Source organism: Pseudomonas sp. NFR16, assembly GCF_900108875.1.
Taxonomy (GTDB): domain Bacteria; phylum Pseudomonadota; class Gammaproteobacteria; order Pseudomonadales; family Pseudomonadaceae; genus Aquipseudomonas.
This window is the reverse complement of sequence record NZ_FNYJ01000001.1, coordinates 1178873-1202924: the sequence shown is the minus strand read 5'-3', so window position 1 is coordinate 1202924 and position 24052 is coordinate 1178873. Positions and strand designations below refer to the sequence as shown.

At 61.2% G+C, this 24052-nt stretch carries 20 protein-coding genes and 1 pseudogene; 9 read left to right on the top strand and 12 right to left on the bottom strand.

Annotation, left to right across the window (positions count from 1 at the left end; genetic code table 11):
* Positions 1-115 precede the first annotated feature (115 nt).
* The 3 genes from BMZ10_RS05375 (at position 116) to BMZ10_RS05365 (ending at position 1774) form a co-directional block, all read left to right on the top strand.
* The gene (locus tag BMZ10_RS05375) at positions 116-520 is read left to right on the top strand and encodes a DUF2946 family protein (protein ID WP_093458981.1); all 405 of its coding nucleotides are present in this window, start codon (positions 116-118) and stop codon (positions 518-520) included.
* Between the two features lie 160 nt (positions 521-680).
* On the top strand, positions 681-1289 hold the full coding sequence (locus BMZ10_RS05370) for an SCO family protein (protein WP_093458980.1): 609 nt from the start codon (positions 681-683) through the stop codon (positions 1287-1289).
* Complete coding sequence (locus BMZ10_RS05365; RefSeq protein ID WP_093458979.1) at positions 1289-1774, top strand: copper chaperone PCu(A)C; 486 nt, start codon at positions 1289-1291, stop codon at positions 1772-1774. Before BMZ10_RS05370 ends, BMZ10_RS05365 begins: the two co-directional genes overlap by 1 nt.
* A gap of 45 nt (positions 1775-1819) precedes the next feature.
* On the opposite strand, the gene BMZ10_RS05360 is transcribed toward BMZ10_RS05365, so the two are convergent.
* From BMZ10_RS05360 to BMZ10_RS05345, 4 genes are all read right to left on the bottom strand, one after another.
* On the bottom strand, positions 1820-3094 hold the full coding sequence (locus BMZ10_RS05360; protein WP_218147190.1) for an Nramp family divalent metal transporter: 1275 nt from the start codon (positions 3092-3094) through the stop codon (positions 1820-1822).
* Positions 3095-3233: 139 nt separating this feature from the next.
* Positions 3234-3899, bottom strand: coding sequence for a glycosyltransferase family 2 protein (locus tag BMZ10_RS05355; protein ID WP_093458977.1), 666 nt, complete (start codon positions 3897-3899; stop codon positions 3234-3236).
* A gap of 201 nt (positions 3900-4100) precedes the next feature.
* On the bottom strand, positions 4101-4664 hold the full coding sequence (locus tag BMZ10_RS05350; RefSeq protein WP_093458976.1) for a type 1 glutamine amidotransferase domain-containing protein: 564 nt from the start codon (positions 4662-4664) through the stop codon (positions 4101-4103).
* A gap of 231 nt (positions 4665-4895) precedes the next feature.
* A complete protein-coding gene (locus BMZ10_RS05345; protein WP_143070256.1) occupies positions 4896-5231 on the bottom strand; it encodes a hypothetical protein in 336 nt (111 codons plus the stop codon).
* A gap of 411 nt (positions 5232-5642) precedes the next feature.
* Here BMZ10_RS05345 and BMZ10_RS05340 point away from each other — a divergent pair, with 411 nt between their 5' ends.
* From BMZ10_RS05340 to BMZ10_RS05330, 3 genes are all read left to right on the top strand, one after another.
* A complete protein-coding gene (locus BMZ10_RS05340) occupies positions 5643-6725 on the top strand; it encodes a glycoside hydrolase family 3 N-terminal domain-containing protein (RefSeq protein ID WP_093458974.1) in 1083 nt (360 codons plus the stop codon).
* 102 nt (positions 6726-6827) lie between these two features.
* Positions 6828-7592, top strand: a complete 765-nt coding sequence (gene tam, locus BMZ10_RS05335; RefSeq protein WP_093458973.1) for a trans-aconitate 2-methyltransferase — start codon at positions 6828-6830, stop codon at positions 7590-7592.
* 165 nt (positions 7593-7757) lie between these two features.
* Positions 7758-8543, top strand: coding sequence for a sulfite exporter TauE/SafE family protein (locus tag BMZ10_RS05330; RefSeq protein WP_093458972.1), 786 nt, complete (start codon positions 7758-7760; stop codon positions 8541-8543).
* A 45-nt stretch (positions 8544-8588) separates the two neighbouring features.
* On the opposite strand, the gene BMZ10_RS05325 is transcribed toward BMZ10_RS05330, so the two are convergent.
* Positions 8589-8894 carry a DUF6482 family protein gene (locus BMZ10_RS05325; protein ID WP_093458971.1) on the bottom strand — a complete coding sequence of 102 codons (306 nt, stop codon included), beginning with the start codon at positions 8892-8894 and terminating at the stop codon, positions 8589-8591.
* Positions 8895-9117: 223 nt separating this feature from the next.
* On the bottom strand, positions 9118-9447 hold the full coding sequence (locus BMZ10_RS05320) for a hypothetical protein (RefSeq protein WP_093458970.1): 330 nt from the start codon (positions 9445-9447) through the stop codon (positions 9118-9120).
* 748 nt (positions 9448-10195) lie between these two features.
* On the opposite strand from BMZ10_RS05320, the gene BMZ10_RS05315 reads away from it, so the two are divergent.
* The 3 genes and pseudogenes from BMZ10_RS05315 (at position 10196) to BMZ10_RS28195 (ending at position 12781) form a co-directional block, all read left to right on the top strand.
* Entirely contained in the window at positions 10196-11164 is a 969-nt protein-coding gene (locus BMZ10_RS05315) for a threo-3-hydroxy-L-aspartate ammonia-lyase (protein ID WP_093458969.1), read from the top strand.
* A gap of 231 nt (positions 11165-11395) precedes the next feature.
* A pseudogene (locus BMZ10_RS28200) lies at positions 11396-12223 on the top strand (methyl-accepting chemotaxis protein); the annotation flags it as partial.
* 165 nt (positions 12224-12388) lie between these two features.
* A complete protein-coding gene (locus BMZ10_RS28195) occupies positions 12389-12781 on the top strand; it encodes a PDC sensor domain-containing protein (protein WP_371265945.1) in 393 nt (130 codons plus the stop codon).
* A 138-nt stretch (positions 12782-12919) separates the two neighbouring features.
* Here BMZ10_RS28195 and glgX read toward each other — a convergent pair whose 3' ends face one another.
* The 6 genes from glgX to glgA form a co-directional block, all read right to left on the bottom strand.
* Positions 12920-15106, bottom strand: coding sequence for a glycogen debranching protein GlgX (glgX, locus tag BMZ10_RS05305; RefSeq protein WP_093458967.1), 2187 nt, complete (start codon positions 15104-15106; stop codon positions 12920-12922).
* 173 nt (positions 15107-15279) lie between these two features.
* Positions 15280-15735 carry a DUF2934 domain-containing protein gene (locus BMZ10_RS05300; protein ID WP_093458966.1) on the bottom strand — a complete coding sequence of 152 codons (456 nt, stop codon included), beginning with the start codon at positions 15733-15735 and terminating at the stop codon, positions 15280-15282.
* Positions 15736-15751: 16 nt separating this feature from the next.
* Entirely contained in the window at positions 15752-18535 is a 2784-nt protein-coding gene (locus BMZ10_RS05295) for a malto-oligosyltrehalose synthase (protein WP_093458965.1), read from the bottom strand.
* The gene (gene malQ, locus BMZ10_RS05290; protein ID WP_093458964.1) at positions 18532-20601 is read right to left on the bottom strand and encodes a 4-alpha-glucanotransferase; all 2070 of its coding nucleotides are present in this window, start codon (positions 20599-20601) and stop codon (positions 18532-18534) included. The genes BMZ10_RS05295 and malQ overlap by 4 nt, the downstream gene beginning before the upstream one ends.
* The gene (treZ, locus tag BMZ10_RS05285) at positions 20591-22405 is read right to left on the bottom strand and encodes a malto-oligosyltrehalose trehalohydrolase (protein WP_093458963.1); all 1815 of its coding nucleotides are present in this window, start codon (positions 22403-22405) and stop codon (positions 20591-20593) included. The genes malQ and treZ overlap by 11 nt, the downstream gene beginning before the upstream one ends.
* A 25-nt stretch (positions 22406-22430) precedes the next feature.
* The gene (glgA, locus tag BMZ10_RS05280) at positions 22431-24017 is read right to left on the bottom strand and encodes a glycogen synthase GlgA (protein ID WP_093460046.1); all 1587 of its coding nucleotides are present in this window, start codon (positions 24015-24017) and stop codon (positions 22431-22433) included.
* Between the last annotated feature and the right edge of the window lie 35 nt (positions 24018-24052).

Genomic DNA, 24052 nt, shown 5'->3' with positions numbered 1-24052 from the left:
GTCGGGCGACATGACGTGGTGACCGAACGCAGTGCCAGGCCTGTGCGGTTTTGTCGCACCCGGCAGTCAGAGGGCCGGGCGTGCGCGGACCCGCAACGCGGTAGAATCGCGCCCCATGAAATTCGTCCGAACCCACCAATTGCTCATTGCCTGGATGCTGTACGGCGCCATCCTGTTCAGCGGGCTCGTGTGCAGCCTCAGCCATGGGCAGATGCTGCGGGCGTTCAACCAGTTCAGTGGGCAAAACAGCGCGGACGTGGCCTGCAGCGAGCACCCCGGCATGTCCGCCGTGGCTGGCGACACCCGGATGGACATGGCGCAGATGGGCGATCATGCGCAGTTGATGAAACTGTCGATGACCGACTGCGCATTCGCCGGGACGCTGGCGCTGTCGCTCGTGTTTTTCGTAGGTCTTACCTGGCTGGCGAATCAACGGCGCAGGCCGCTGCTGCGTTACGCCCCTCTGCTGCGCAAACCCCCGCGACATCTCTTTCCCGCGCTGCTGCCGCAGGCGCCCTGAGCGGGCGGCCCGCAATGTCCCGGCGCGAAGGCCGGGAACCGCTGTTTCGCTCGATCCTCCTTGAGCTGCCCGGCTACGCCGTGTGCGGGTCGGCAATGTCCCGAGCTGGATGGAAAAGGGCTGGCGTCTATGCTGGCCATTGTTTGCGAGAGTTCGTCTTATGAATGATTTACTCACCCGCCGTCAGGTGGTCACCGGGATGGGGCTGCTGGGTCTGGGCCTGCTCGCCGGTTGCGATGGTTCGACCACCGCGCTGGATTTCAAATACGGCAAGGACCTGAGCAACAAGATCATGGGCCGTACCTTCAAGCTCACCGACACGCAAGGCGAGGTGAAGACGCTGTCCAGCTATCGCGGCCTGATGCCGATGGTGTTCTTCGGATTCACCCAGTGTCCATCGGTGTGCCCGACCGCTCTGGCCCGCGCAGCGCAGATCAAGAAGATCATGGGCGAGGACGGCAAAACCTTGCAGGTCATCTTCATCACCGTCGATCCGGAGCGCGACACGCCGCAGATCCTCGACGCTTACGTCAAGCAGTTCGACCCAGGCTTCGTGGCATTGCGCGGTACGCTTGCGCAAACCGAGCACGTGGCCAAGGAGTTCGGCGTGTTCTACGAGAAAGTGCCCATCGGCGACACCTACACCATGTCCCACACGGCCACCAGCTTCGTTTTCGACTCACGCGGTAACCTGCGCCTGGGCCTGTCGCCTTCACTCTCCGCCAAACAATGCGCGGAAGATCTGCTCACTGTCATGGAGGTTTGCTGATGACCCCTCTGTTGCGCAACACGGCCCGGGCCGCACTCATTGCATTGCTTGCCGCTGCGGGTGCTTCGGCATCAGCACAGACGCGCGTCGACGACGCCTGGGTGCGCACGTCGGTGCCCGGTCAGCCTTCTTCCGGCGCGTTCATGCGCCTCACCGCGGACACTGACAGCAAGTTGCTGAGTGTCAGTTCTCCAGCGGCCACGAACGTGCAGATTCATGAGATGAACATGACCAACGACGTCATGCGCATGGGCCCGGTGGATTCGGTCGCGCTGCCAGCGGGCAAGACGGTCTCGCTGGACCCGGACGGCTATCACGTGATGCTGATGGGGCTGGTCGGGCAGATCAAAGAGGGCGATCAGGTGCCGCTGACCCTGACCATCGAGGACGCCAAGGGCGCCCGCGAAACCCTGACGGTCAAGGCGCCGGCCCGCGCTGCGATGGACACGATGAACATGAACCATGATCACGGCGCGTCGCACTGACGCCTCGCATCAGGAGCAACGGGCGCCGGTCGCCAAGACGGGCGCTCAATCCATGAACGTGTTGGTCAACAGCACGACATTCAGCCCGATGATCAATAGCGCAATCGCCCACGCGGTGGTGGTCAGCACGCGGCCTGTGACGAAACTGCCCATCAGTTGCCTGTCCGAGACGAACCGCACCAGCGGGACGATGGCGAAAGGCAGTTGCATCGACAGAATCACCTGACTGAGCACCAGCAATTTGGCCGTGCCCTGCGCGCCATACAGGCTGGTCACCACGATCACCGGAATGATCGCCAGCCCTCGGGTCAGCAGACGACGCACCCAGCCCGGCAGCTTCATGCGCAGAAAACCTTCCATGACGATCTGGCCCGCAAGGGTGGCGGTCACGGTGGAGTTGATCCCCGATGCCAGCAACGCCACGGCGAACAGCATCGAGGCGACGCCGACACCGAGCATGGGCGACAACAGGTGATACGCCTGCTCGATTTCCACCACATCGGTTTTGCCGGCCTTGTGGAAGACGGTTGCTGCGGTGATCAGAATCGCCGCGTTGACGAACAACGCCAGGGTCAAGGCGATGCTGCTGTCCGTTACCGCCCAGCGCAGGCCGATCCGGCGGCCTTCGTCGGTGCGCGGGTAGGCGCGGGTCTGGACGATGGAGGAGTGCAGGTACAGGTTATGCGGCATGACGGTGGCGCCGATGATGCCGATCGCCAGATACAGCGCCGCCGGGTTGGTCACCACTTCGGCCTTCGGAATGAAGCCTGCGAACAGCTCCGCGAGGTCGGGGCGGGCCAGCACCATCTGGATCGCGAAACAGCCGAAAATGATCAGCAACAGGGCGATGACGAAGGCTTCGAGGGCTCGGAAACCCTTACCCATCAGCAGCAGAATCAAGAACACGTCGATGGCCGACAACACCGCGCCCCAGACCAGCGGGATACCGAACAGCAGGTTCAGGGCAATGGCGGTACCGATCACTTCGGCCAGATCGCAGGCGATGATCGCGGTCTCGCAGGCCAGCCACAGCGCGATGCATACGGGCCGGCTGTAGCGTTCGCGGCAAGCGCGCGCCAGGTCCCAGCCGGTGACGATGCCGAGGCGTGCCGACAGTGCCTGCAACAGAATGGCCATCAGGTTGGACAGCAGAATGACCGAGAGCAGCATGTAGCCGAATTGCGAACCGCCGGCGATGTCGGTCGCCCAGTTGCCGGGGTCCATGTAGCCGACCGCGACCATGTAGCCGGGGCCGGTGAAGGCCAGCAGGCGTTTGAACCAGTTGCCGGTTTTGGGCATCGCGACGCTGGCACTGGGCATGCCGCCGCCCAGTGTGTCATCGTCTCCGGGATTGGCCCGGTTTTTTATCGGTTGCATGAAAAGTCGTTCCGGCTGGGTATAAATGAGCGGTGCAGAACCAACGCCGGACCTCAGCGCCCGGTACCCGCTATAGACAGGGTTAGCTCATTAACGAGGGCGCCGCCAACGAGTTGAGGTAATCGCCGAAACCTTCCTTGCATCGGTAGTTTTTTCGCGCGCTGGTGACGACGCTGTTGCGCGCGGTCCACGCGATTCTCGCGCCGATACGCTGCAGGTCCTCGACCAGATGCACATCTTCATGAGCGGGCAGGGATTTGAACCCACCTGCCCGTTGATAAGCCTTGGCACACACACCCAGGTTGGCGCCGTGAATATGCCGGTGGTCCTCGACGGGACGATACAGCGCGTCGTAGCGCAGGCGCACTTGCTCGGTATGCTCCGACCAGTCGCTGACCTGAACGATGCCACACACCGCGTCGGCTTTAAGGTTCATCTGCTCGGCGAGCCACGCATAAGGCACGACGCTGTCGGCATCGGTAAACGCCAGCCAGCGGGCGCCGCGTTCGAGCATCAAGCGCGCACCCGCGGCACGGGTCATGCCGACATTGCGGTATTCGCACAGATGCGTCAGCACGCCATGGGATCGGGCCACGCTGACCGAGTCATCGGTGCAGTCATCGAGCATGATCAGGATCTCGACTGGCTCGCCCGCGAGCTCTTCATGAGCACTGGCGGCGATCAGCGATTTGATGCAGTCATCCAGAAAATCTTCTTCGTTGTGCGCAGGGACAATGATTCCAATCATGTATCGATCTCGTCTCGGCACCAGCGATGGTCGTGGCGTCCTCTCAATGTCGACCTGCGCGGCGAAAAAATGGTTGCAAGTATTTTCGGTTGCGAAGGCGACTGAACCTGTAACCGCGCGTGTCTGTTTCGCCATATAAAAGACGCCGCTATCGAGCGGCGTCTTTTGTCTTGCGGTGCAACCAGGCTCGAGGCCTAAGCATCATGCGGCGATCAACGACTTGCCGATGGCTTCGTTGAAGGCCGGCAGGTCATCCGGCGTGCGCGAAGTGATGAGGGTCCAGCCGTTGGCCGGGCACTGCTTGACTTCGGTGTCGACCCAGCCTGCCGCTTTGGCATTGAGCAGGTCGGTGCGCACGCTCGGGTATGACGTCAGGGTCTTGCCCTCGATGACACCCGCGTCGATCAACAGCCATGGGCCGTGACAGATGGCGGCGACAGTCTTGCCGGCTTTGGCGAACTCGCTGACCAGGCGCTGCGCATCGCTGTCCTGGCGCAGGGTGTCGGCGTTGACGGTGCCGCCGGGAATCACCAGCGCATCGAACTGGCTGGCGGTCAGTCCTGCGAGCTTGCTGTCGGAAGTGACACTCGAATCCTTGTCGGTGTCGTGGAGGAATAACTGGGCGGCGCCACCTTCGATCGTGGCATGAGTGACGGTTGCGCCCATGTCTTTCAAGGCTTGCAGGGGCTTGAGCAGCTCGTCACGCTCGATCCCGGTGTTGGCCGTGATGATCAGTACCTTCTTGCCGTTCAGTTCAGTGCTCATGTTCACGATCTCCTCAATGGTTGAAACGACGTCGTGTTGCCTGCAATGCAGACGTGCGAATGCTGACGTGTTGATTTTCAGAGGCGGACGGAAAACTGAAAGTTCAGGCCGATTGCCTGACCGGGCTACGGCCATGGTGCAGCGGGGGCCGTCGTAAGGACGGCTTTCACCTGGACGAGTGCCGTGGACACTGTCCGCGAGCGCTCGTCATGGCTGAAGGGTAAGGGCGCTTTACAGGCAGTCGCGGGCGGCCTGTTCCAGCCCATTGCGACCGAATGCCGACGAGAGTGGCGCCCGCTGGTAAAGGAAGACGCGAGTCGTGGGGTTGCCTTTGTAGATCTCGAGAATCTCATCGGAGGTCACTTTGCTGACCACCAGCAATTTGTAATGCCCCTTGCTTTCGGTCATGGAGGCCTCCGGCTTGATCTGTTGCCACTTTGGAAACACGCACTGCGCGTACTCGGACGCGCTCTTGCGGGTGTCCAGATTCAGCGACGGGTTGTTCGGGGTAGAGCTGCAGCCAGCAAGGGTGAAGGCCAAGGCAACGGTCGGCATTAAATGACGCATCATTCATCCTGAATAGTTAAGAGTAATCGTGTCGGGCGCAGGTGTGCCGCAGGTCATTTGCGTCAATGCTGCAGTCATTGTTTTTCTTAGGCCGCATATGTTGACCAGCCGCAACGAAATTGAAAAGTGGATATGCAGACGCCGCGTCGGCAATTGGCTGAAATAATGACAGTCACCGCGATTTGCAGGCGAATCCGCATTACGCGCCATGATCTGTGAGCTGGCGTTGCGTGGATGCGAGGGCCGCTGAATGCTCAGTGGGCGTCCGGGGCGTGGAGGTGTTACGGGTTCGGTCGACGCTTTGTCGCTTGACGAGGCTCATATTCTCTTTAGAGTGAGCACAAACGAGCATTGATATGACCGCTTTGGTCATCATCGAGCACGCCTTTTCTGTTCGCTCCGGAGGAATAAATGTCTGATCCATTGCAAGAAGCCGCGTATGCCGTGCTGTTGCCCGCGTTTGCCGAACTTGAACTGGACGATGCGGTGCGCCGTCATCTGCAGCGCGGCGGCGTGTCGATCCTGCTCGGTGAGACCCGCGACGAGTACCTGGCGCGGCGCATGAGCTTCGAGCGACGCCGCGCAGAGACACAGGGTCATTTCATACGCATTGCCGAAACCGCCGCCGCATGTGCTGGCGGACCCGTGCTGATTGCCGTGGACCAGGAACTGGGCGGAATCCAGCGTTTGCATCATCTGGTGCCGGGCATGCCGTCTGCCGAGTCACTCAAGGATCTGAGTTGCGAAGAGATCGAAGCGAGGTCTTATGAGATGGCCAGTTCTGCACGTGTCATGGGCATCAATCTGTTCCTGGCGCCAGTGGTCGACGTCGTCACCGGAGTCAACCCCTGGCTGCACAATCGCAATCTGGGCGCCGATGCCGCCCAGGTGGCGCGCATCGCCTGCGCCTTTATTCGCGGCGTGCAGCGCGCCGGGGTGATTGCCACGGCGAAACATTTTCCCGGTCACTCTCAAACCGAGCACGATCCTGCAGTGGCGCGCGCGACAGTGCCCGGATCGCTCGTCGCGCTGAGCGATGGGCTGGAGGTCTTCCGCAAGGTCATTGCCGCCGGCGTGCAAGCCATCATGCCGGGGCCAGCGGTGTTTCCGGCACTGGATCCGCTGCAGTCGGCCAGCACCTCGGAAGCGGCGATCGGCCTGTTGCGCGATCGCCTGGGTTTCGACGGCCTGATCATTTCCGACGACCTCGACGCCGTGTCGATCCTGCGCGGTAACAGCCTTGCCGACACGGCCGTTGCAGCGTTGCGTGCCGGTGCGCACCTGCTGTTGGTGTCCAGTCATGCGGGGCTCGATGACCTCGCCCAGGCGATCGTCGATGCCGTGGCGGCCGGTCGTCTCGATGCGCAGCGCCTGCTGGGGGCGGCGGAAAAAGTACGGGCTCATGCGCAGGCCAGCCGTGCGCAGGTCGAGGCGGGCCTGTATGTGTCCTATCCCTTTGCAGGCGGACACATGACGCGGCGGGTCGTGCGCTGATCGGCGTGAGTATAGGGCAGGGGAGACGGTAGGCAGAATCCAAGCTGCATTGCACAATGCCTGTCGATGTCGCTCCCCTCACAGTCAGAGAAGGAATGCCCGATGAGCTGGTCCGCCAGGCAGTATTCAATGTTCGAACAGCAGCGCACGCGTCCGGTCCGTGACCTGATCGCAGCCATTCCCACCACCGAAGTCAACGTCGCCGTCGACCTGGGCTGTGGACCGGGTAACTCCACGCAAGTGCTGGCCGAACGCTTTGCAAACGCGACCATCCGTGGCGTCGACAGCTCCGACGACATGCTCAGGGAGGCACGCCAGCGCCTGCCGCAATTGAGCTTCGAACTGGCCGACATCGCCACGTGGAAACCCGATCAGCATTTCGATGTGATCCTGGCCAATGCCTCGCTGCAGTGGGTGCCGGATCATGCCGAGCTTTATCCACGGCTGGTCAGCCTGCTGAGTCCGGGCGGTACGCTGGCGGTGCAAACTCCCGACAATCTGGAAGAACCGGCTCATCGCCTGGCGCGTGAGATCGCCAGCAGCGGCCCGTGGACGGACAAGATCGGCAGCGTCAGGCATCCCGACCGTCATCCGGCACGCGCTTACTATGAATGGTTGCGGCCTCACTGCGCAGAGGTCGATGTCTGGCGCACGACTTATCATCATCCGCTTGCCGGCGGGCATCAGGCGGTGGTGGAGTGGTTCAAGGGGTCGGCGCTGCGACCTTACCTGCAACGGCTGGATGAGGACGAGCAGAGCGCATTCCTCGAGACGTACCTGCAGGCGGTCAGTCAGGCCTACCCGGCGCTGGCTGACGGGACGGTACTGCTGCCGTTTCCTCGTCTGTTCGTGGTCGCCAGGCGTTAGGGTCAGCAACGCGTCCAAGCGCTGAAATCCTGCGCTTGGTTGACCTTCGGTTATAACCATAGATCGTTTCGATCTAGGTTTTTAGAAGAAAACACAAGGTCCTTAGACGAAAAATAGCTATTCTGCCCGCCAGTTTTTTCGCGTGTGCGTTGGTCAGGCAGAACAATGGATTTTGGCAATGTAGGTTTCGTCGTCGCAGGCTTGGTGGTCGGCTTCATCGTAGGCATGACAGGTGTCGGCGGCGGGTCGCTGATGACGCCGATTCTGCTGTGGTTCGGCATCAATCCGGCGACCGCTGTCGGCACGGACTTGCTGTACGCGGCGATCACCAAAAGCGGCGGGGTGCTGGTCCACAAAAAGAATGACAACATCGACTGGGGCATCACGGGCTGGCTCACCTTGGGCAGCGTGCCTGCAGCGGGGCTGACGCTCTGGTTTCTCAGTACGTTGCACACCGCTCCTGACTCAATGAACTCGGTGATCAAACAAGCGCTCGGCGTCGTATTACTGCTGACGGCGCTGGCGATTTTTTTCAAGAAGCGTCTGCTGGCCTTTGCTCAGCGGCATGCGGGCGACCACTACCGCCTGAGTGCCCGCAGCCTGAACGGCTTGACCGTGCTGACGGGGGTGATCCTTGGTGTGATGGTGGCGCTGACGTCCATTGGTGCCGGCGCGCTGGGCACGGTGGCGTTGTTCATCTTGTACCCGTTTCTCGACACCCGACGCCTGGTCGGCACCGAAATTGCCCACGCGGTACCACTCACCCTGATCGCGGGATTGGGCCACGCGAGCATGGGCAACATGAACTGGTCGATGCTGGGTTTCCTGCTGATGGGGTCACTGCCGGGCATTTACATGGGCAGCCACCTTGCCGGGCGTGTGCCCGACGCCGTGCTGCGTCCGTGCCTGGCGGCGATGTTGATCGCGATCGGTTACAAACTCGCTTTCTGAAGACTGGGCGCGATCCTGCCGCATCGCGCCTGTCCACCACCGGCCTCAGAGGCTGGAGCGAAACGGTATCGGCTCGCGGGAAACGTAGCGGTCGGTCGCGGCATGGCCCACCATCTCGTCGTAGACCACCGGATGCACGATGAACAGCGGCACTTCCGGAACGGCCGTCAGGCACTTGCGCGCTTCCTCGACCGACGCCACATGCAGGACGCCGCCCTTGGAGCTGCTGATGGCATGAGACGTGCCCTTCATGCGGGCGTGGATGACGTATGACCCCCCTTCAACGGAAATGAGGTCCAGTTCTTCAACCTCGCCCGCCTTGATGTGCTTACCCAACTGATCCAGATCCATTGCGGCACCTTCTTACGCATTGCGCGTTTTTATGTTCCGTGGATTGATGCAAAGGCCCCATAGGTGGCCTGCATGCATTGGAAGGGGCGAGAGGACGACGAGTTCAAGGCGATTGAATGCGGCAGGATGGGAGGGCGTTGGTAAGGGTGGCCGCAGGCGATGATGCGGCCCTGCGCAAGAGCGCCGCGGGCGATCCGCAAAACGGACCCCGCGGCACTGTCGGTCAGCAGAGCTTGTCGATGACGCGGACGTCCGGCTGTTTCTGCGCTGCGCCCCACTCGGCGCTCAGCGTTTCCAGCACTTGCCCCAGGAACTGCTTGTCGGCCGCTGCCTTCTTGCCGACATAACCATGGCCCTTGCGGTACATCTTCAGCCGTGCACGCATGTGCGGATGCTGCTCGGCGAACTCTTGCTCTTCGGTACAGGCACCCAGGCCGTCCATATGGACATCACCTTTCTCACAGACCCAGAGAATATGGCTATCAAGGGAGTCCTTACGCGCCGCGAACAGTCGAGCCAATTGATCAATGGTAGGTTGATTGTTCAGATTCATTGTTGGATACCCCTTTTTGACCACTCGTCAATCTATCTGGTTAGTTCAAACGTAATGGCGAATCCTCGGTCGATTCGCAGTCCTTTTACTCACGCTGACAAACAAGGTCCGTCGGTACACAGAGCCGGTGCCGGGCCGTTTGGATGTGCTGTCGATGGGGGCTGAAACGCAGAGGTCAAGACCAGGAAGAGGAATGGCGGACATCATGAGGACACGGGCGACGTGGTCGACCACAAGTGTCATGAGGATGTTTCGCCAGCACCCGGCCCTGGAGGGTCGATCCTGCGGGTTCCGCTTCATCAATCCGCCTTGTGGGCAGCACACATCCAGAGGATGTTCGACGGCTGTGTCGAACGAGCCCGGGATACTTTTGCCAGCTCTCCCGATCGGGGAGACGCTTGAACTATGCAGTTGCAAATTCACTTCGTCAACCGTTTTGTAGTGAAATATTTACCGCACTACAAAATTTGTAGTTTTTGAACACGAAGGTCCGATCGTGACTACAAGGTCAATGTTTACGGGGCCTTGCCGGCATGCGCCGGTGTAATCCCGAAAAAAATCAGGCGGGACAAATGGCTAGAGCTCTTGCTGACCCACTGGTCTGCAAATGAACCTGCGGGCACCCTCAAACCTGTCATTGGACGTCGCAGCGACGTCATCACCACGGGGTTCCAGGTTGGGTCGCGACCCATCCACTGGCTTCCCCGATATGCCAGAATCAGACACGGACTCAATCTGGAGGGTGAATATGCAAACGCTGGTGCTGCCGACCTATGAAGATGTGCTTATCGCCGCTCGACGTATCGAGGGACAGGCGCATAAAACGCCGGTCCTGACGTCTCGTACGGTGAATCGCGAATGGGGCGCCGAGGTCTTCTTCAAATGCGAAAACTTTCAGCGCATGGGGGCGTTCAAGTTCCGCGGGGCGTTCAACGCGCTCTCGGCCTTCGACGCCACGCAGCGCAAACATGGCGTCGTTGCGTTCTCCTCTGGCAATCATGCGCAAGGCATCGCGTTGTCGGCCCGGCTGCTGGGCATACCGGCGACCATCGTCATGCCCCACGACGCACCGGCGGCGAAGGTGGCCGCGACCAGGGAGTACGGCGCAACCATCATCAGCTACGACCGCTATACCGAAGACCGCGAAGCCATTGGCCGCGAACTCGCGGAGCGGCAAGGGCTGACGCTGATTCCACCCTACGATCACCCTGACATCCTCGCTGGCCAAGCCACTGCGGCCAAGGAGTTATTCGAAGAGGTGGGCGCACTCGACGCGCTTTTCGTTTGCCTGGGCGGCGGTGGACTGCTCAGCGGATCGGCCCTGGCGACGCGCGCGCTGGCGCCCGGGTGCAGGCTTTATGGGGTCGAACCCGAAGCCGGCAATGATGGTCAGCAGTCCTTGCGCGCTGGCACCATCGTCAAGATCGACACACCGAAAACCATCGCCGACGGCGCCCAGACGCAATACCTGGGCAATTACACCTTCGCCATCATCAAGCGCGACGTTGACGACATCCTCACCGCCAGTGACGGGCAACTGATCCAGGCCATGCGGTTTTTCGCCGAGCGCATGAAGATGGTGGTCGAACCCACCGGCTGCCTGGGGTTTGCCGCTGCGCGGGCCATGGCGTCGCAACTGAAAGGACAACGGGTGGGTGTGATCATCAGTGGCGGCAACATCGATCTGCACCGCTACGCGCAGTTACTCGCGGAATAAACCGCCGGGTCGCGTGGAGCTTCCTGTACGCACCAAAACGACCTATGGCGAGGGCGCACTCGCTTGAAATCGGGCATTTCTTCTCAATGCCCGATCCCCGCCGATCTGCCCTGTCTCGCGGGCTTCCTCCGGCTTACCAAGGGCTGATCCGCACTGCTCCAAGTTCATGGCGAGGCGCATGATGATGGCATTGTGCTTGCAGTGGCCTCGGCACATACGGAGGGATGCTGAATGTTTTCACTGCGCGCCAACAAACGCCGGGCTCATGACGACGATGCCCTTAACCTGCTGTTCGACGACCTTGACCTGACCGTGAGGCTGTCCGGACACATGCCCCTGAGCACGCGCCTGAACGGCTTCACTGCCACTTTGCATCAGCGTCTGGCAAAGAGCCTGGCCGCGTCGGTGGACATCGCCGCGCACGCGCCGGAGCTTGCGCGCATCGCGCGAGCGACCGAGCAGAGTGGTCAGACCCTCGCCCAGGCGTCCGAGTTGATCGCCAGTGCCAGCGAGCAGGTGAGTACTTCGCTGGACACCGAACTGGTGCCCGGCGCCGCGCAGGTGGCCAAATTGTCCAGCGAGGTCACGCTGACCTTGCGCCAGTGTCAGCAGACGGGCGAGCAAGTATTGAGGCAAGTGGACGCCATCGGTACCAGCGAGCAGAAGCTCGAAGAAGTCATCGGTCAGCTGTTCGGACAGCTCGAAGAGGTCAGCCAGGTGCTCGGCGTGATCGCCAGCATTTCCCAGCAGACCAACCTGCTGGCCCTGAACGCCGCGATCGAGGCGGCACGGGCGGGCGAACACGGCCGCGGGTTCGCCGTCGTCGCTGACGAGGTGCGGCGTCTGGCGGGGCATACCACCGAATCCACGGCCCGCGTAAGCCAGATCATCGAACGCTTTCGCGCCGACATGGACCAGCTTGGCAGTGCCGGGCGCATCATGCACGCGGCGGTCGCCGACGGTCGCCAAGGCGTGACGCGCATGGGTGACGACCTGCGCAGTACTCAGGCGGCGATGGACCAACTCGATCAGCGCGTCGGCCACATCGCCTCCGGCACTGAACACATCGGTATCGCCGTGCACGCCATCAACCGCGATGTGCAGAACATCGCCGGTGTGGCCGCTGAACTGCTCGGCAATGCCGGTCAGGTGCTGACCCACAGCGACGCGGTGCGCAACAGCGGCGACCATCTGCTGAACGGGCTGGGCGGCTTCCGGCTGCAGATGCACAAGGCGATTCAGGCCAATGTCGAAAAGCTGGCCAGCGAGGCGGCGATGCAGGGGGATCCGGGCGCGGCCGAGCGATTCATGGGCGAGATTCTGCAGCGCGATCAGCGTTTCGAGCTGTTCTACATGGTCGACAGAAACGGCGTGCAGATCAGCGAAAACGTCGGACTGGACATTGATCCGAAAGCCGCCAGTTGCAAGGGCCGCAACTGGGCTCAGCGACCATGGTTCCGCGAGGTGGCCAAGCAACTGGGCAGCTACATCACGCCGGTGTACCGCTCTTCGGCGACGGACGATTTCTGCATCACGGTGTCAGTGCCAATATTCGCCGGCGACGGCCAGCTGCATCGGGTGCTGGCCGCGGACGTGAGACTGTCGGCGTTGCTGTGAGCGCCAGATCGCGTGAGGCAGGGTGAGGGAATTTGTAAGGTGGATCGCGACCGGCGAGACCGGAGCGATGCGCGCACGGGTGTGCTCACATGAAAAGGCCCGCAGACGCGGGAAGCGTCTGCGGGCCCGATCAGAGGGTTAAGCCTGGTCTTCTTTCTGAAGCTCGAACAGCAGCAGCGAGCGCGGAGTGACGGTGTATTCCGAGCCGAACTCGAATTTCTCCTTGCCTCTTGCGTCAGGTTGGTTGGTGTCGATCAGGCAAGTCCAGTTAACGCCTTCCGGCACTTCCGGCAGCTTGAAATTCACCCCTTCGTGGTGTGAGTTGACCATCATCAGCATGGTCGCATCAGCCCCGCGGCGACGGATCCCGGTTTCCTGCGCACGGCCATCAATGAGCATGCCCAGGCAGCGGCCGTTAGGGTCTTCCCACTGCTCGATGGTCATCTCATCTCCGCTCGGCGATAGCCAGCTGACGTCCTTGACCCCCAACTCTTCGTTGTATTCGCCGACCAGGAAGCGGCCGCGGCGCAGGATCGGGTATTTCATCCGTACCTTGATCAGCTTCTGTACGAAGTCATGCAGCGCTTTGCCGTCCTCATCCCAGTCCCAGTTGACCCAGCCGATTTCGCTGTCTTGGCAATAGGCATTGTTGTTGCCGTTTTGAGTGCGGGCAAATTCATCACCGGCAACGATCATCGGCGTGCCTTGGGAAAACAGCAGCGTGGCGAAGAAGTTGCGCATCTGGCGCAGGCGCAGCGCATTGATTTCCGGGTCGTCGGTCGGGCCTTCGACGCCATGGTTCCAGGAGCGGTTATCGTTGCTGCCGTCCTGGTTGTTCTCGTCATTGGCTTCGTTGTGCTTGTCGTTGTACGACACCAGGTCGTGCAGGGTAAAGCCATCGTGGGCGGTGACGAAGTTGACCGACGCATAAGGCCTGCGGCCGCGCTGGTTGAACATGTTGCCTGAGGCGGTCAGTCGGCTGGCGAGGTCTGCCAGTTGGCCTTCGTCGCCTTTCCAGAACGCCCGCACGGTGTCGCGGAACTTGTCGTTCCATTCTGCCCAGCCCGGCGCGAAGTGCCCGACCTGGTAGCCACCGGGGCCGCAGTCCCAAGGCTCGGCAATCAGCTTGACCTGACGCAGCACCGGGTCCTGACGGCAGGCCACCAGGAAGCTGTGACGTTCATCGAAGCCATCGTGATAACGGCCGAGGATCGTCGCCAGGTCGAAGCGGAAACCGTCGACATGCATCTCGCTCGCCCAGTAGCGCAGGGAGTCGGTGACCATCTGCAGCACGCACGGGTGGCTCAAGTCCAGGGTGTTGCCGGTACCCGAATCGTTGATGTAGAAGCGCTTGTCGTCCGGCATCAGGCGGTAGTACGAGGCGTTGTCGATGCCGCGCATGGACAGGGTAGGGCCGCGCTCGTTGCCTTCGGCGGTGTGGTTGTAGACCACGTCGAGAATCACTTCGAGGCCTGCATGGTGCATGTGCGCGACCATTTCCTTGAACTCGGCGATCTTGCCGTGGGCGAGGAAACGAGGGTCCGGTGCGAAGAAGGCGATGGTGTTGTAACCCCAGTAGTTGGTCATGCCCTTTTGCAGCAGGTGCTGGTCGTTGACGAACGCATGGATCGGCAGCAGCTCGACCGAGGATACGCCCAGACCTTTGATGTGCTGGATCACATCGTCAACCATCAAGCCAGAGAACGTGCCTTTGAGCTCATCCGGCACCGACGGGTGGCGCATGGTGAAACCGCGGGTATGGGTCTCATAGAAAATGGTCTTTTCCCAAGGCACATTGACCCGCTGGTCACGGCCCCAGGTGTACGCCGGGTCGATGACTTTGCACTTGGGCACGAAAGGCGCGCTGTCGCGCTCGTCGAAACTCAGGTCGTCATCGGGGTGACCGATGGTGTAGCCGAACAGGGCTTCGGACCATTTCAACTCGCCTACGAGTTGTTTGGCGTAGGGGTCGATCAACAGTTTGTTGTGGTTGAAGCGATGACCGTTTTTCGGGTCATACGGACCATAGACCCGGTAGCCATAGATCAGGCCTGGATGAGCGTCGGGCAGGTAGCCGTGAAAAATCTCGTCGGTATATTCGGGCAGCTCGATGCGTTCCAGTTCGTGCTCGCCGGTGGAATCGAACAGGCACAGTTCGACTTTGGTGGCATTGGCGGAGAAGATTGCAAAGTTGACCCCAAGGCCGTCCCAGTTGGCACCGAGCGGGAAGGGCAAGCCCTCACGAATGCGCGATGCAGTGACTTCAGGGCTGCTGGCCGTGCTGGATTCATTCTGGTTGGTGCTGCTCTTTTCTTGCTTGCTCATGTTGATTCCTGACGTTTCGAATGATTTCCCGAGGGCGAACGAAGCCTTTGTCGCAGGCTGGGACTGCGCCATTACGCAATACAGGGGGTGGTTTACCGCAGGTTTCAAGCGATCGTTTTCAGGCGATCCCTGCGGTAGATGTCATCTGTTGGAAGCCTTGCCGAAGGCAAGGTTCAAGGCGTCGGAGGTTTGGCTGCCGGCGCTTTCTTGGTTGAAGGTTTTGCAGGCTTGGCCGCGGGTGCCGCGCCGTTTGCAGCGGCCTTGGGCTCTGCCGGTTTGGCAGGTGCCTTGGCAGCCGGTTTTGCCGCAGGCTTGGCAGCGGATTTGGCTGCTGGCTTGGCGGCAGGTTTTTCAGCCGCTTTGGCAGCCGGTTTTTCAGCCGGTTTTTCAGCCGGCTTTTCGGCAGACTTGGCGGCCGTTTTAGCGGCGGCCGGTTTTGCTGCTGCAGGCTTGCTGGCGGCTTTGGCCTTGGTCGCTTTTTCAGCCCCAGGCTTCTTCGGCGACTTGGCTTCGGCTTCGGCCAGTTTACGGGCCATTTCCCAGTGACGGGCATCATGCCCATGCGGCTTGCCTTCGGTTTCCCAGATCTGATGGGCAAGCTCTTTGATTCTTTTCTCGTCGGCACTCATCTCGACACTCCCGGTATTACAAGGTTTGAATAAGCAGGTTTACAGAAATTTCCTTGAGCGCTGCACTGAGCAACATTTCCTTGCTGGATGTGACTGTAGCTTGTGAGAAAAGTCCCTTCCAATCCGGATGTGAATCAGTGAACGGCAGGAGTATTCGTGTATCGCCCCAATTTGCTGCGTTGATGAATGGAGTTTGCGCGGTGCCCATTAGTTCAGCCGGCAAACGTGGAACCACAACAATAGCTCGCTCATCCGCCGTTTCCCGGGCGAATGCGACCACGTGGGCAGCTTGTTCGCCGACCACTTCAAGCGGTTGATATCGGCCTTCACTGAACAGTGAGGAATGCTGATTGCGCAGCATGAGCACTTGGGCAATCAGCGCCTGCTTGATCCGGCCGTCCTGCCACTGGGCAAGCAACTCGGTGAGGGATGTGGATTGGCTCAGCGCGCGTTCGCGAGCGGAATAATCCACCGGACGACGGTTGTCCGGATCCACCAGGCTGAAGTCCCAGAATTCGGTACCCTGATACAGATCAGGCACACCGGGCGCCGTCATTCGCAGCAAAGTTTGCGCCAGACTGTTCAGCGCACCCGCCGGAGCAATTCGATTGGCCGTGGCACCGATCGACTGACGCAACGCCAACCCTTCCGGGCTCAGCAACAGCTGCTGCAAGAACTCGCGACACGCCGTCTCGTACGCCTCGTTCGGGGCGCTCCAGCTGCTCTGCAACTTGGCTTCGCGCAGGGCTTTTTCCTGCCATTGGGTGAGTCGTTTTGCATACTCTTCAAACGCACTGTCGCGCTCGAGTCCCAGCGGCCAGCTGCCCAGAATCGCTTGGTAAAGCATCAATTCGTCGCCAGGGCTGATATGAATCTCGCCCCCCTTGAGCGGTGCGGACAGTTGCTGCCAGCGCTCGACCTGTTCGGCGTACCACGGCGCGTGCTCGCTGATCACCGCCAGGCGCGCGCGGGTGTCTTCGCCGCGCTTGTGGTCGTGGGTCGCCGTGGTCAGCAGGTTGCCTGGAAAGGTTGCACTGCGATCGATGCACACCTGATGGAAAGCCTGCACCGGTGCACTGAAATGTTGCGGATGGAAGCCCACATCGTTACGCGAAAGCAGTACCGCCGAGCGATAGAACGAGGTGTCTTCCACCGACTTGGCGGCAACTGGCGAAGTCAACTGCTGGAAGCGATTGCAGGCCTTGCGACGCATCTCGCGAAGGGGGCCGCTCGGGTAGTCGCGCAGGCGTTCTCCGCCGAGCCAGCGCTGCAGGTAATCGAGCACCGGCCAGTCGCCTTCGCCGAGCAACTCGCGGGCACCGCTCATGGCTTGCTGGAAGAAGCGCTCGTCCTCGTCGGAACGTCCGCAAGCCGTGATGTAGGTGCGATAGACCGGGAAGTTACTCACCAGCGCGAGCAGCGCGCGACGAATCGCACCCAGTGTCAGGTCGCGGCTCATGACGTCGCTGCGTGCCACTTGCAGCAGCGCTTGTGCCAGGTTTTCGAAGTCCCCGGCCAGCGTGCCGTGCAGGACCAGATCCCGGGCTTCCAGCACTTCGGCATTGAAGTCGGCGGTTCGACCGCTGATCCGGCTCCACAGCTCGCCCAGCACCGCTTCGCCACGAGGATCGTGTTGCAGCAACGACACCTGGTTCATGAACTCGTAACCGGTGGTGCCGTCCACGTTCCAGTCCTGACGCAGCGGCTCGTCTGGGCCGAGAATCTTTTCGACGAAGATCGGCAGGTGGCTCAGCTCGGTTCCGGCCGGGCGCAGCTTCAGCAGGCTGTCGACCCGACGCCGCAGCTTGCGGCAATAGCCACGCGGGTCGGCCAGACCGTCGATATGGTCGATGCGCAGACCGTCCACCAGCCCTTCGGAGATCAGCTCGAAAATCTTGCCGTGGGTGGCTTCGAAGACCTGCGAACGTTCGACCTTGAGGCCGCCCAGTTCGTTGATGTCGAAGAACCTGCGCCAGTTGATATCGTCGCCTGCCGTACGCCAGCTCGCCAAGCGATAATCCTGTTGTTCGAGCAGACGGTGAAGCCGCTCGAAGCCTTCTGGCTGACGTCCATCGAACTGAGAGAATCCGGCCTCGATGGCAGGCGTCAGGTCCGGATTGGCCTTGATCAGTCCAGCCAGTTCGGCTTTCAGGCTCAACGCCTGGTCGTAGGCGTCGGCCTGCGAGTCGAGCTGCGTAAAACGCTCGGCCAGTGGCTCCAGCTCAGGACGCTTCGCGGCCTTCAGCAGCGGCCCGTACGAACCGGGATTGATCGGGAAATGATGCTGATAGTGCTCGGCGTGGAAGCTCCCATGCTCGGCGTCGAGTCGCAGTGCGACATCGCCGTTCTGCAACACGGTGCCATAGTCGGTGCTCAGGAACGGCAGCAGCAGCTGGCCTTTGAGCAGCGGATCGGGGGAATTCCACTGGATGTCGAAAAATTTCGCGTAGGGACTACGGCGGCCCCATTCCAGCAAGTCCAGCCACCAAGGGTTGTCAGCGCCGCCGACAGCCATGTGGTTGGAAACGATGTCCAGAATCAGGCCCATGCCATGTTCGCGAAGGGCCGCTACCAGTCGGCGCAGGGCCGGCTCGCCGCCCAATTCGGGATTGATCACCCGTGGATCGACGACGTCGTAACCGTGCATGGAACCCGCCCGCGCTTTAAGCAGCGGCGAAGCGTAGATATGGCTGATCCCCAGCCTTGCGAAATACGGCACCAGTCGGGTGGCATCGTCGAGGGTGAAATCCTTGTGGAATTGCAGGCGCTGCGTCGCGCGCAGAGGCTTGAGAACGCTCATTGGTCACGCTCCCGGGCCTGCTGACGTGCCGCCGCGAGGATTTCCAGGCGTCGCGCAGCGTCGGGATGATCGAGCAGCGCCGCGCTGTCTCCCGGCAAGCGCCGACGCCAGTTGGGGTGGCTGTCGATGGTCCCTGGCAGGTTGGCTTGTTCCTCGATGCCCAGCGCATCTTCGATCGGCAGCAGCACCAGCGGCGCGCGCGTGTGGCCCAGGTAGCGGATGCTGCCGTCGATGAGGTCGCTGTCGCTGTTGTCGTGCATGCCGTAATTCTGCCGCAGGGCAGTACGCAGGCCCTGGCGTTCGCGCTCGCGGGCAGCTCGCCAGTCTTGTTCGGTGTTTGCGTCGATGTGGCCCAAGGTTTTATTCCATTCAATGTCCAGCTCGCTGAGCCAGCCGGTCAGCGTCGGCAAATCATGTGTACTGGTGGTCGCCAGTGCGTCGTTCGACCATTTGATGATCGGTTTGAATTGAGCGTTGTCCTGTTCGAACAACAGCACGCGCATGCCGAGAATTTCCCGCTCCGACAGTTTGTCGTGCAGACCTTCGGGAACGGTGCCCAGGTCTTCGCCGAGGACCACGGCCTTGTGACGCCAGGATTCCAGGCACAGCAGGCGCAGCATGTCGTCCAGCGGATAGTTGAGGTAAGCGCCGTCGCTTGGCGGCGAGCCCAGGGGCACTACCCACAACCGTTGCAGGCCCATCACGTGGTCGATGCGCAGCCCACCGGCATGGGCGAAATTGGCCCGCAGCATTTCGATGAATGCACGAAAGCCGTTGCGTTTCAGGCCCGTGGGTGAGAACGCCGAAATGCCCCAGCTTTGGCCGGAGCGGTTGAGGATATCCGGCGGCGCGCCGACGGTAAGGGCGGACAGCAGCTCATCCTGACGGCTCCAGGCCTGGCTGCCTGCGCCATCGGCACCGACTGCCAGATCGCCGATCAGCCCGATTTTCATGCCGCTCGAGCGCGCGGCGGTTTGCGCGCGTTCCAGGCCTCGGGCGATCAGCCATTGGGCGAAGGCGTGAAAGCCGATCTGCTCGCCATGTTCGGCGGCAAATTGGTCGATTGCCTCGCTGCGCGGGTTTTTGAACGCGTCCGGCCATTCATGCCAGTTGTCGCTGATGCCCAGTTTTTCGCACTCGTCACGCAGCGCCTCGAAGCGACAATGATTCTCCAGCGCTTCGCCGCCGGCATGGCGGAAACTCTTGAAATCTTCGTGCAGCGGATGCTCGCTGGCAATGAACGAGGCGTAGAGGGAGCGGTAAAGAATCCACTTGGCTGCCGCGGCAGCCGGCCAGTCGACCAGTGGCAGCGATTCAAGGCGCTTGAGCTCGTCGGCAAGACCGGTTTCCTCGATTGCCGTGCGCACGGCCCTTTCACCGAGAATCGCGCCGGGCGCCGCGTACAGCGCATTGAGGAACAGCCGGCTTGAAGGTGAGTAGGGGCTGTAACGACTCGGGTCGCTGGCGAACATCGCGTGCACCGGGCTGATAGCGATCGCGGCGGCGCCACGTTCGCCTGCCGAGCGTGCGAAAGCCTCCAGCGCCTGGGTGTCGCCAAACCCGCCATCGCCTTCGCGGCGCAGGTAGTACAGCTGAACGGTCAGACCCCAGTCGCGGGCGATGCTGACGTCTTCAGCCATTGCCATGCTGTAGCAGGTCTTGGGCGCCACCGCGATGGTCAGGTGCTGGCCGTCGATGGCCAGTTGCTGATAGCCGACAGTGGCGAGACCTGGCAGCTCCGCTTTAGCGGTGAGCCTGGATTCCAGGCGCGAGTGGTCTTCCAAGTCCAGCACAAAGGGCGTTTCCGGTTTGAACCAGGCCGACAGGTCCAGGTTGCGGCCTTGATCGACCGTCAGCAGCGGCGGCGGTGTGGCGGACAGGCTCTGATCTTGCAGTCGCTTCAGGCTCGAGGCAATCTGCGCATCGTCTTCAGCGGGGTAACCCAGTCCGTCGAGGACCTTGCGTAACACTTCGGGGCTGACCCTCTGCGGTCGTGCGTTGGCATCCTTCCAGTCGACCGACAATCCTGCCTCGGCCGCCAGCATCTCCAGTTGCTCATTGCTCATCCTGTTCCTCCACAACGTCACGCGATATCAGGCTGACAACGGCCGTGTATGGATTGAGGCTGCCGCGTTGGGAAAGTTCTGCCGATTTTGGATGGGACTCGTGCAGCACGCGTTGTGCGTGGTAGGGCTCGATCTCTACCGGGTGCTCACTGAGGTTCAGATCAATGCGCAGCTCGGTATCATCGCCCATCCGCCAGCGTGCGCTGACCGCTTTTTCCGCCAGAACGTCAGCGCCCAGCGCCTCGGCACCTTCCAGACGCGGAAAGATTTCCTCACGACGGGTCTTGAGCAATTCTTTATAAAGCGCGAGCCAGTTGCGATGATCCTGACCTTTGTCGGTTTCCAGATAGAGCGCATCGAAGCCGGGCTTGGAGGCTTCGAAGGTTGCCAGCGCGTTCGGATCCGGAATACGTTCGCGTTGCTGCGGATCGGCAAACGCGGCGAAATCGGCGAATTCGCCGCGACGTCCTTCGCGCACCGCGTCAGCGAGTTCGTCATGGAAATCGGTGAAAAACAGGAACGGTTCGCTGGCGGCCCACTCATCACCCATGAACATCAGGGGAATCATCGGCGACAGCAGCAAGAGGGCGGTGGCGGCACGCAGGGCGGGGGCCGGTGCCAGTTGCACCAGGCGTTCGCCCAGCGCACGGTTGCCGATCTGGTCGTGATTCTGCAGGAACAGCACGAACGCACTGGGCGGCAGGTCTGCGCTGGGCTCGCCACGGGCATGACCATGGCGAGTGGCCTCGCCCTGGTAGACAAAGCCTTCACTGAGCAGGCGCGCCAGTTTATGCGTTGGCTGCTGGGCAAAATCGGTGTAGTACGCGTCGGTTTCGCCTGTAAGTAAGACGTGCAGCGTGTTGTGGCCGTCGTCGTTCCACTGCGCGTCGTAGCCCTGTTTCATGCGCCGGGCTTCGTTGAACTCATTCTCCAGCATCAGCCAGATCTGCCGCTGCGAGGGCACCTGCTGGTGCACGCGCTCGGCAAGCTCTTCAAGGAAGTTGGGGTCTTCGATGGCATGGACTGCGTCAAAGCGCAGGCCGTCGAAGCGATATTCCATCAACCACATCAGGCTGTTGTCGATGAAGAAGTCCCGCACTTCGCGCTGGCGGAAGTCAATGGCGTCCCCCCAGGGCGTCTTCTTGTCGCTGCGGAAGAAGTGCTTGGCGTAGCTGCCCAGGTAATTGCCATCCGGTCCGAAGTGGTTGTAGACCACATCGAGGATGACCATCAGACCCAGCCCGTGGGCAGTGTCGATCAGGTGCTTGAGTTCTTCTGGCGTACCGTAGGAGGATTGTGGCGCGTACGGTAACACGCCGTCGTAGCCCCAGTTGCGATCGCCGGGAAACTGGCCGATGGGCATCAACTCGATGGCTGTGATGCCTGTATCGACCAGATGCTGCAGATGCCGTTCGACGGCGGCAAAACCGCCCAGCGCACCGGTGTGCAGTTCATAGATGACCGCCTCATGCCAAGGCCGTCCGCACCAGTCGGCGTGCTTCCACTCGAAGGCGTCGGGATCGACAACCACGCTGTAGCCATGCACGTCGCTGACCTGAGCCCGGGAGGCCGGGTCAGGTACGTGCAAGTCGTTGTCGATGATGTAGCGATATCGCGTGCCAGCCGGGGCCTGTGTTTCCAGGACGAACCAGCCGTTTTCCTGCGGAAGGAGGGTCTGTGCAGACCCGTCCTCTTTCTCGACACTCACGTCACTGGCATCCGGTGCCCATAGGGCGAACCGGGTGCGGTCGGAATCCAGCAAGACGGCGCCGTGGCGCCAGTTCTCATCCGTGCGCAAAGGCATCCGTTACCCCTTTTCAGTTCATCAATCAATAATGCAGCGCAGCACCCACGTTTTTCTTAAGAAGATCCTGATACAGGTCGGCGTAAGGTTCGACAGCTTTATGCCAGTCAAACGGGGCAGCCATTGCGCGGCAACGCATGGCGTTCAGCAGCAGCGGGTTGGCGAAGACTCTGAACGCACGGGTCAAGGCTTCGGTATAACTTTCAACGGTAGACTCATCAAACAGAAAGCCCGTGCAGCCATCTTCGATGGTGTCGGCCAGACCGCCGGTGCGGCGTGCGATCGGCAGGGAGCCGAACCGCTGGGCGTACATCTGGCTCAGGCCGCACGGCTCGTAGCGCGAAGGCATCAGCAGGAAGTCACTGCCGGCGAACATGCGGCGTGCATCGGTTTCGTTGAAGCCCACGCGCACACTGATCTGGCCGGGGAAACGGGCTGCCAGCGCACGCATCGCGTCTTCTTCTTCTGGCTCGCCGCGACCGATGATCGCGATCTGCCCGCCGTTGTTGACGATGTATTCGGCGACGCCGATGGTCAGATCCAGGCCTTTCTGATAGACCAGACGCGACACTACCGCAAACAGCGGTCCGCTCGACGGTTCCAGCTCGAACAGCTCGCGAACGTGATCGGCGTTGATTTCTTTGCGCGTCCATTCATTTGGCGCAAAACGGCAGACCAGGTGGTCGTCGGTCGCGGCGTCCCAGCTTTCGTCGATGCCGTTCGGGATCCCGCTCAACTGGCCTTTTTCAGCCTTGCTTTGCAGGAAGCCTTCCAGACCGCAACCAAAGTCCGGTGTTGTGATTTCCTTGGCATAGGTGGCGCTCACGGTGGTGATGTGGCTGGCGTACGCCATGCCGGCCTTGATGAACGACAGGCGGCCGTAGAATTCCATTCCGTCCGGGCCGAGCGCTTCATCCGGAATCCCCAGCTCGCGGCTCGACGCCGTGCTGACGAAACCCTGGTAGGCCAGATTGTGGATGGTAAAGATCGACGGCGTGGTCTGGCCGCGCCATTTCATGTACGCCGGCGCCAGGCCTGCAGGCCAGTCATGGGCGTGAACCAGCTCCGGGCACCACTGCGTTTTAACCGCGCCTGCGGCGAAATCTGCAGCTGCCAGACCCAGTCGGGCAAAGCGGATGTGGTTATCGGACCAGTCGCGACCCTGATTGTCGCCATAAGGGGTGCCGTCGCGTTCATACAGTTCAGGGCAGATCAGCACATAAATCACCAGTCCATCTTTCATGTCCATGCGGCCGATCTTGCACGGCGGCAGGGCGGCATGGCCGCTGAGTTCGCTGATGATGTGAATCGGGTTACCGCTATTGATGACCTGTGGATAGCCGGGAATCAGCACGCGTACATCGTGCAGGTGGCGCATGGCGCGCGGCAGTGCGGCAGAAACATCGCCCAGACCGCCGGTTTTCACCAGGTCGGCCATTTCCGAAGTCACGAACAGAATCTTCTTTCTGTTCACCATCGACATTCCCGGTTGAACCGGGGGCAGTTGCAGCACAGGTGCGCTCGTCGTTGCGAAGACCGGCAGATGGGTCAGCTCGCTGGCCGGCTGATTAAAACTCTCTCCCTTCTGGGTTTTGACAGCGGCACTAATCATCGTTTTCTCCCATTCGATACGCAGTGTTGGTACAG

Bases quoted from the DNA above. Each gene is read 5' to 3' on its own strand.
- glgA (WP_093460046.1), bottom strand. From the start codon at position 24,017: ATGATTAGTGCCGCTGTCAAAACCCAGAAGGGAGAGAGTTTTAATCAG.
- BMZ10_RS05350 (WP_093458976.1), bottom strand. From the start codon at position 4,664: ATGAGCACTGAACTGAACGGCAAGAAGGTACTGATCATCACGGCCAAC.
- BMZ10_RS05325 (WP_093458971.1), bottom strand. From the start codon at position 8,894: ATGGATCTGGATCAGTTGGGTAAGCACATCAAGGCGGGCGAGGTTGAA.
- BMZ10_RS05360 (WP_218147190.1), bottom strand. From the start codon at position 3,094: ATGCCCAGTGCCAGCGTCGCGATGCCCAAAACCGGCAACTGGTTCAAA.
- BMZ10_RS05315 (WP_093458969.1), top strand. From the start codon at position 10,196: ATGCAAACGCTGGTGCTGCCGACCTATGAAGATGTGCTTATCGCCGCT.
- BMZ10_RS05370 (WP_093458980.1), top strand. From the start codon at position 681: ATGAATGATTTACTCACCCGCCGTCAGGTGGTCACCGGGATGGGGCTG.
- BMZ10_RS05330 (WP_093458972.1), top strand. From the start codon at position 7,758: ATGGATTTTGGCAATGTAGGTTTCGTCGTCGCAGGCTTGGTGGTCGGC.
- tam (WP_093458973.1), top strand. From the start codon at position 6,828: ATGAGCTGGTCCGCCAGGCAGTATTCAATGTTCGAACAGCAGCGCACG.
- BMZ10_RS05355 (WP_093458977.1), bottom strand. From the start codon at position 3,899: ATGATTGGAATCATTGTCCCTGCGCACAACGAAGAAGATTTTCTGGAT.
- BMZ10_RS05345 (WP_143070256.1), bottom strand. From the start codon at position 5,231: ATGCGTCATTTAATGCCGACCGTTGCCTTGGCCTTCACCCTTGCTGGC.
- BMZ10_RS05300 (WP_093458966.1), bottom strand. From the start codon at position 15,735: ATGAGTGCCGACGAGAAAAGAATCAAAGAGCTTGCCCATCAGATCTGG.
- BMZ10_RS28195 (WP_371265945.1), top strand. From the start codon at position 12,389: ATGCACAAGGCGATTCAGGCCAATGTCGAAAAGCTGGCCAGCGAGGCG.
- BMZ10_RS05340 (WP_093458974.1), top strand. From the start codon at position 5,643: ATGTCTGATCCATTGCAAGAAGCCGCGTATGCCGTGCTGTTGCCCGCG.
- glgX (WP_093458967.1), bottom strand. From the start codon at position 15,106: ATGAGCAAGCAAGAAAAGAGCAGCACCAACCAGAATGAATCCAGCACG.
- BMZ10_RS05375 (WP_093458981.1), top strand. From the start codon at position 116: ATGAAATTCGTCCGAACCCACCAATTGCTCATTGCCTGGATGCTGTAC.
- BMZ10_RS05365 (WP_093458979.1), top strand. From the start codon at position 1,289: ATGACCCCTCTGTTGCGCAACACGGCCCGGGCCGCACTCATTGCATTG.
- treZ (WP_093458963.1), bottom strand. From the start codon at position 22,405: ATGCCTTTGCGCACGGATGAGAACTGGCGCCACGGCGCCGTCTTGCTG.
- BMZ10_RS05295 (WP_093458965.1), bottom strand. From the start codon at position 18,535: ATGAGCGTTCTCAAGCCTCTGCGCGCGACGCAGCGCCTGCAATTCCAC.
- BMZ10_RS05320 (WP_093458970.1), bottom strand. From the start codon at position 9,447: ATGAATCTGAACAATCAACCTACCATTGATCAATTGGCTCGACTGTTC.
- malQ (WP_093458964.1), bottom strand. From the start codon at position 20,601: ATGAGCAATGAGCAACTGGAGATGCTGGCGGCCGAGGCAGGATTGTCG.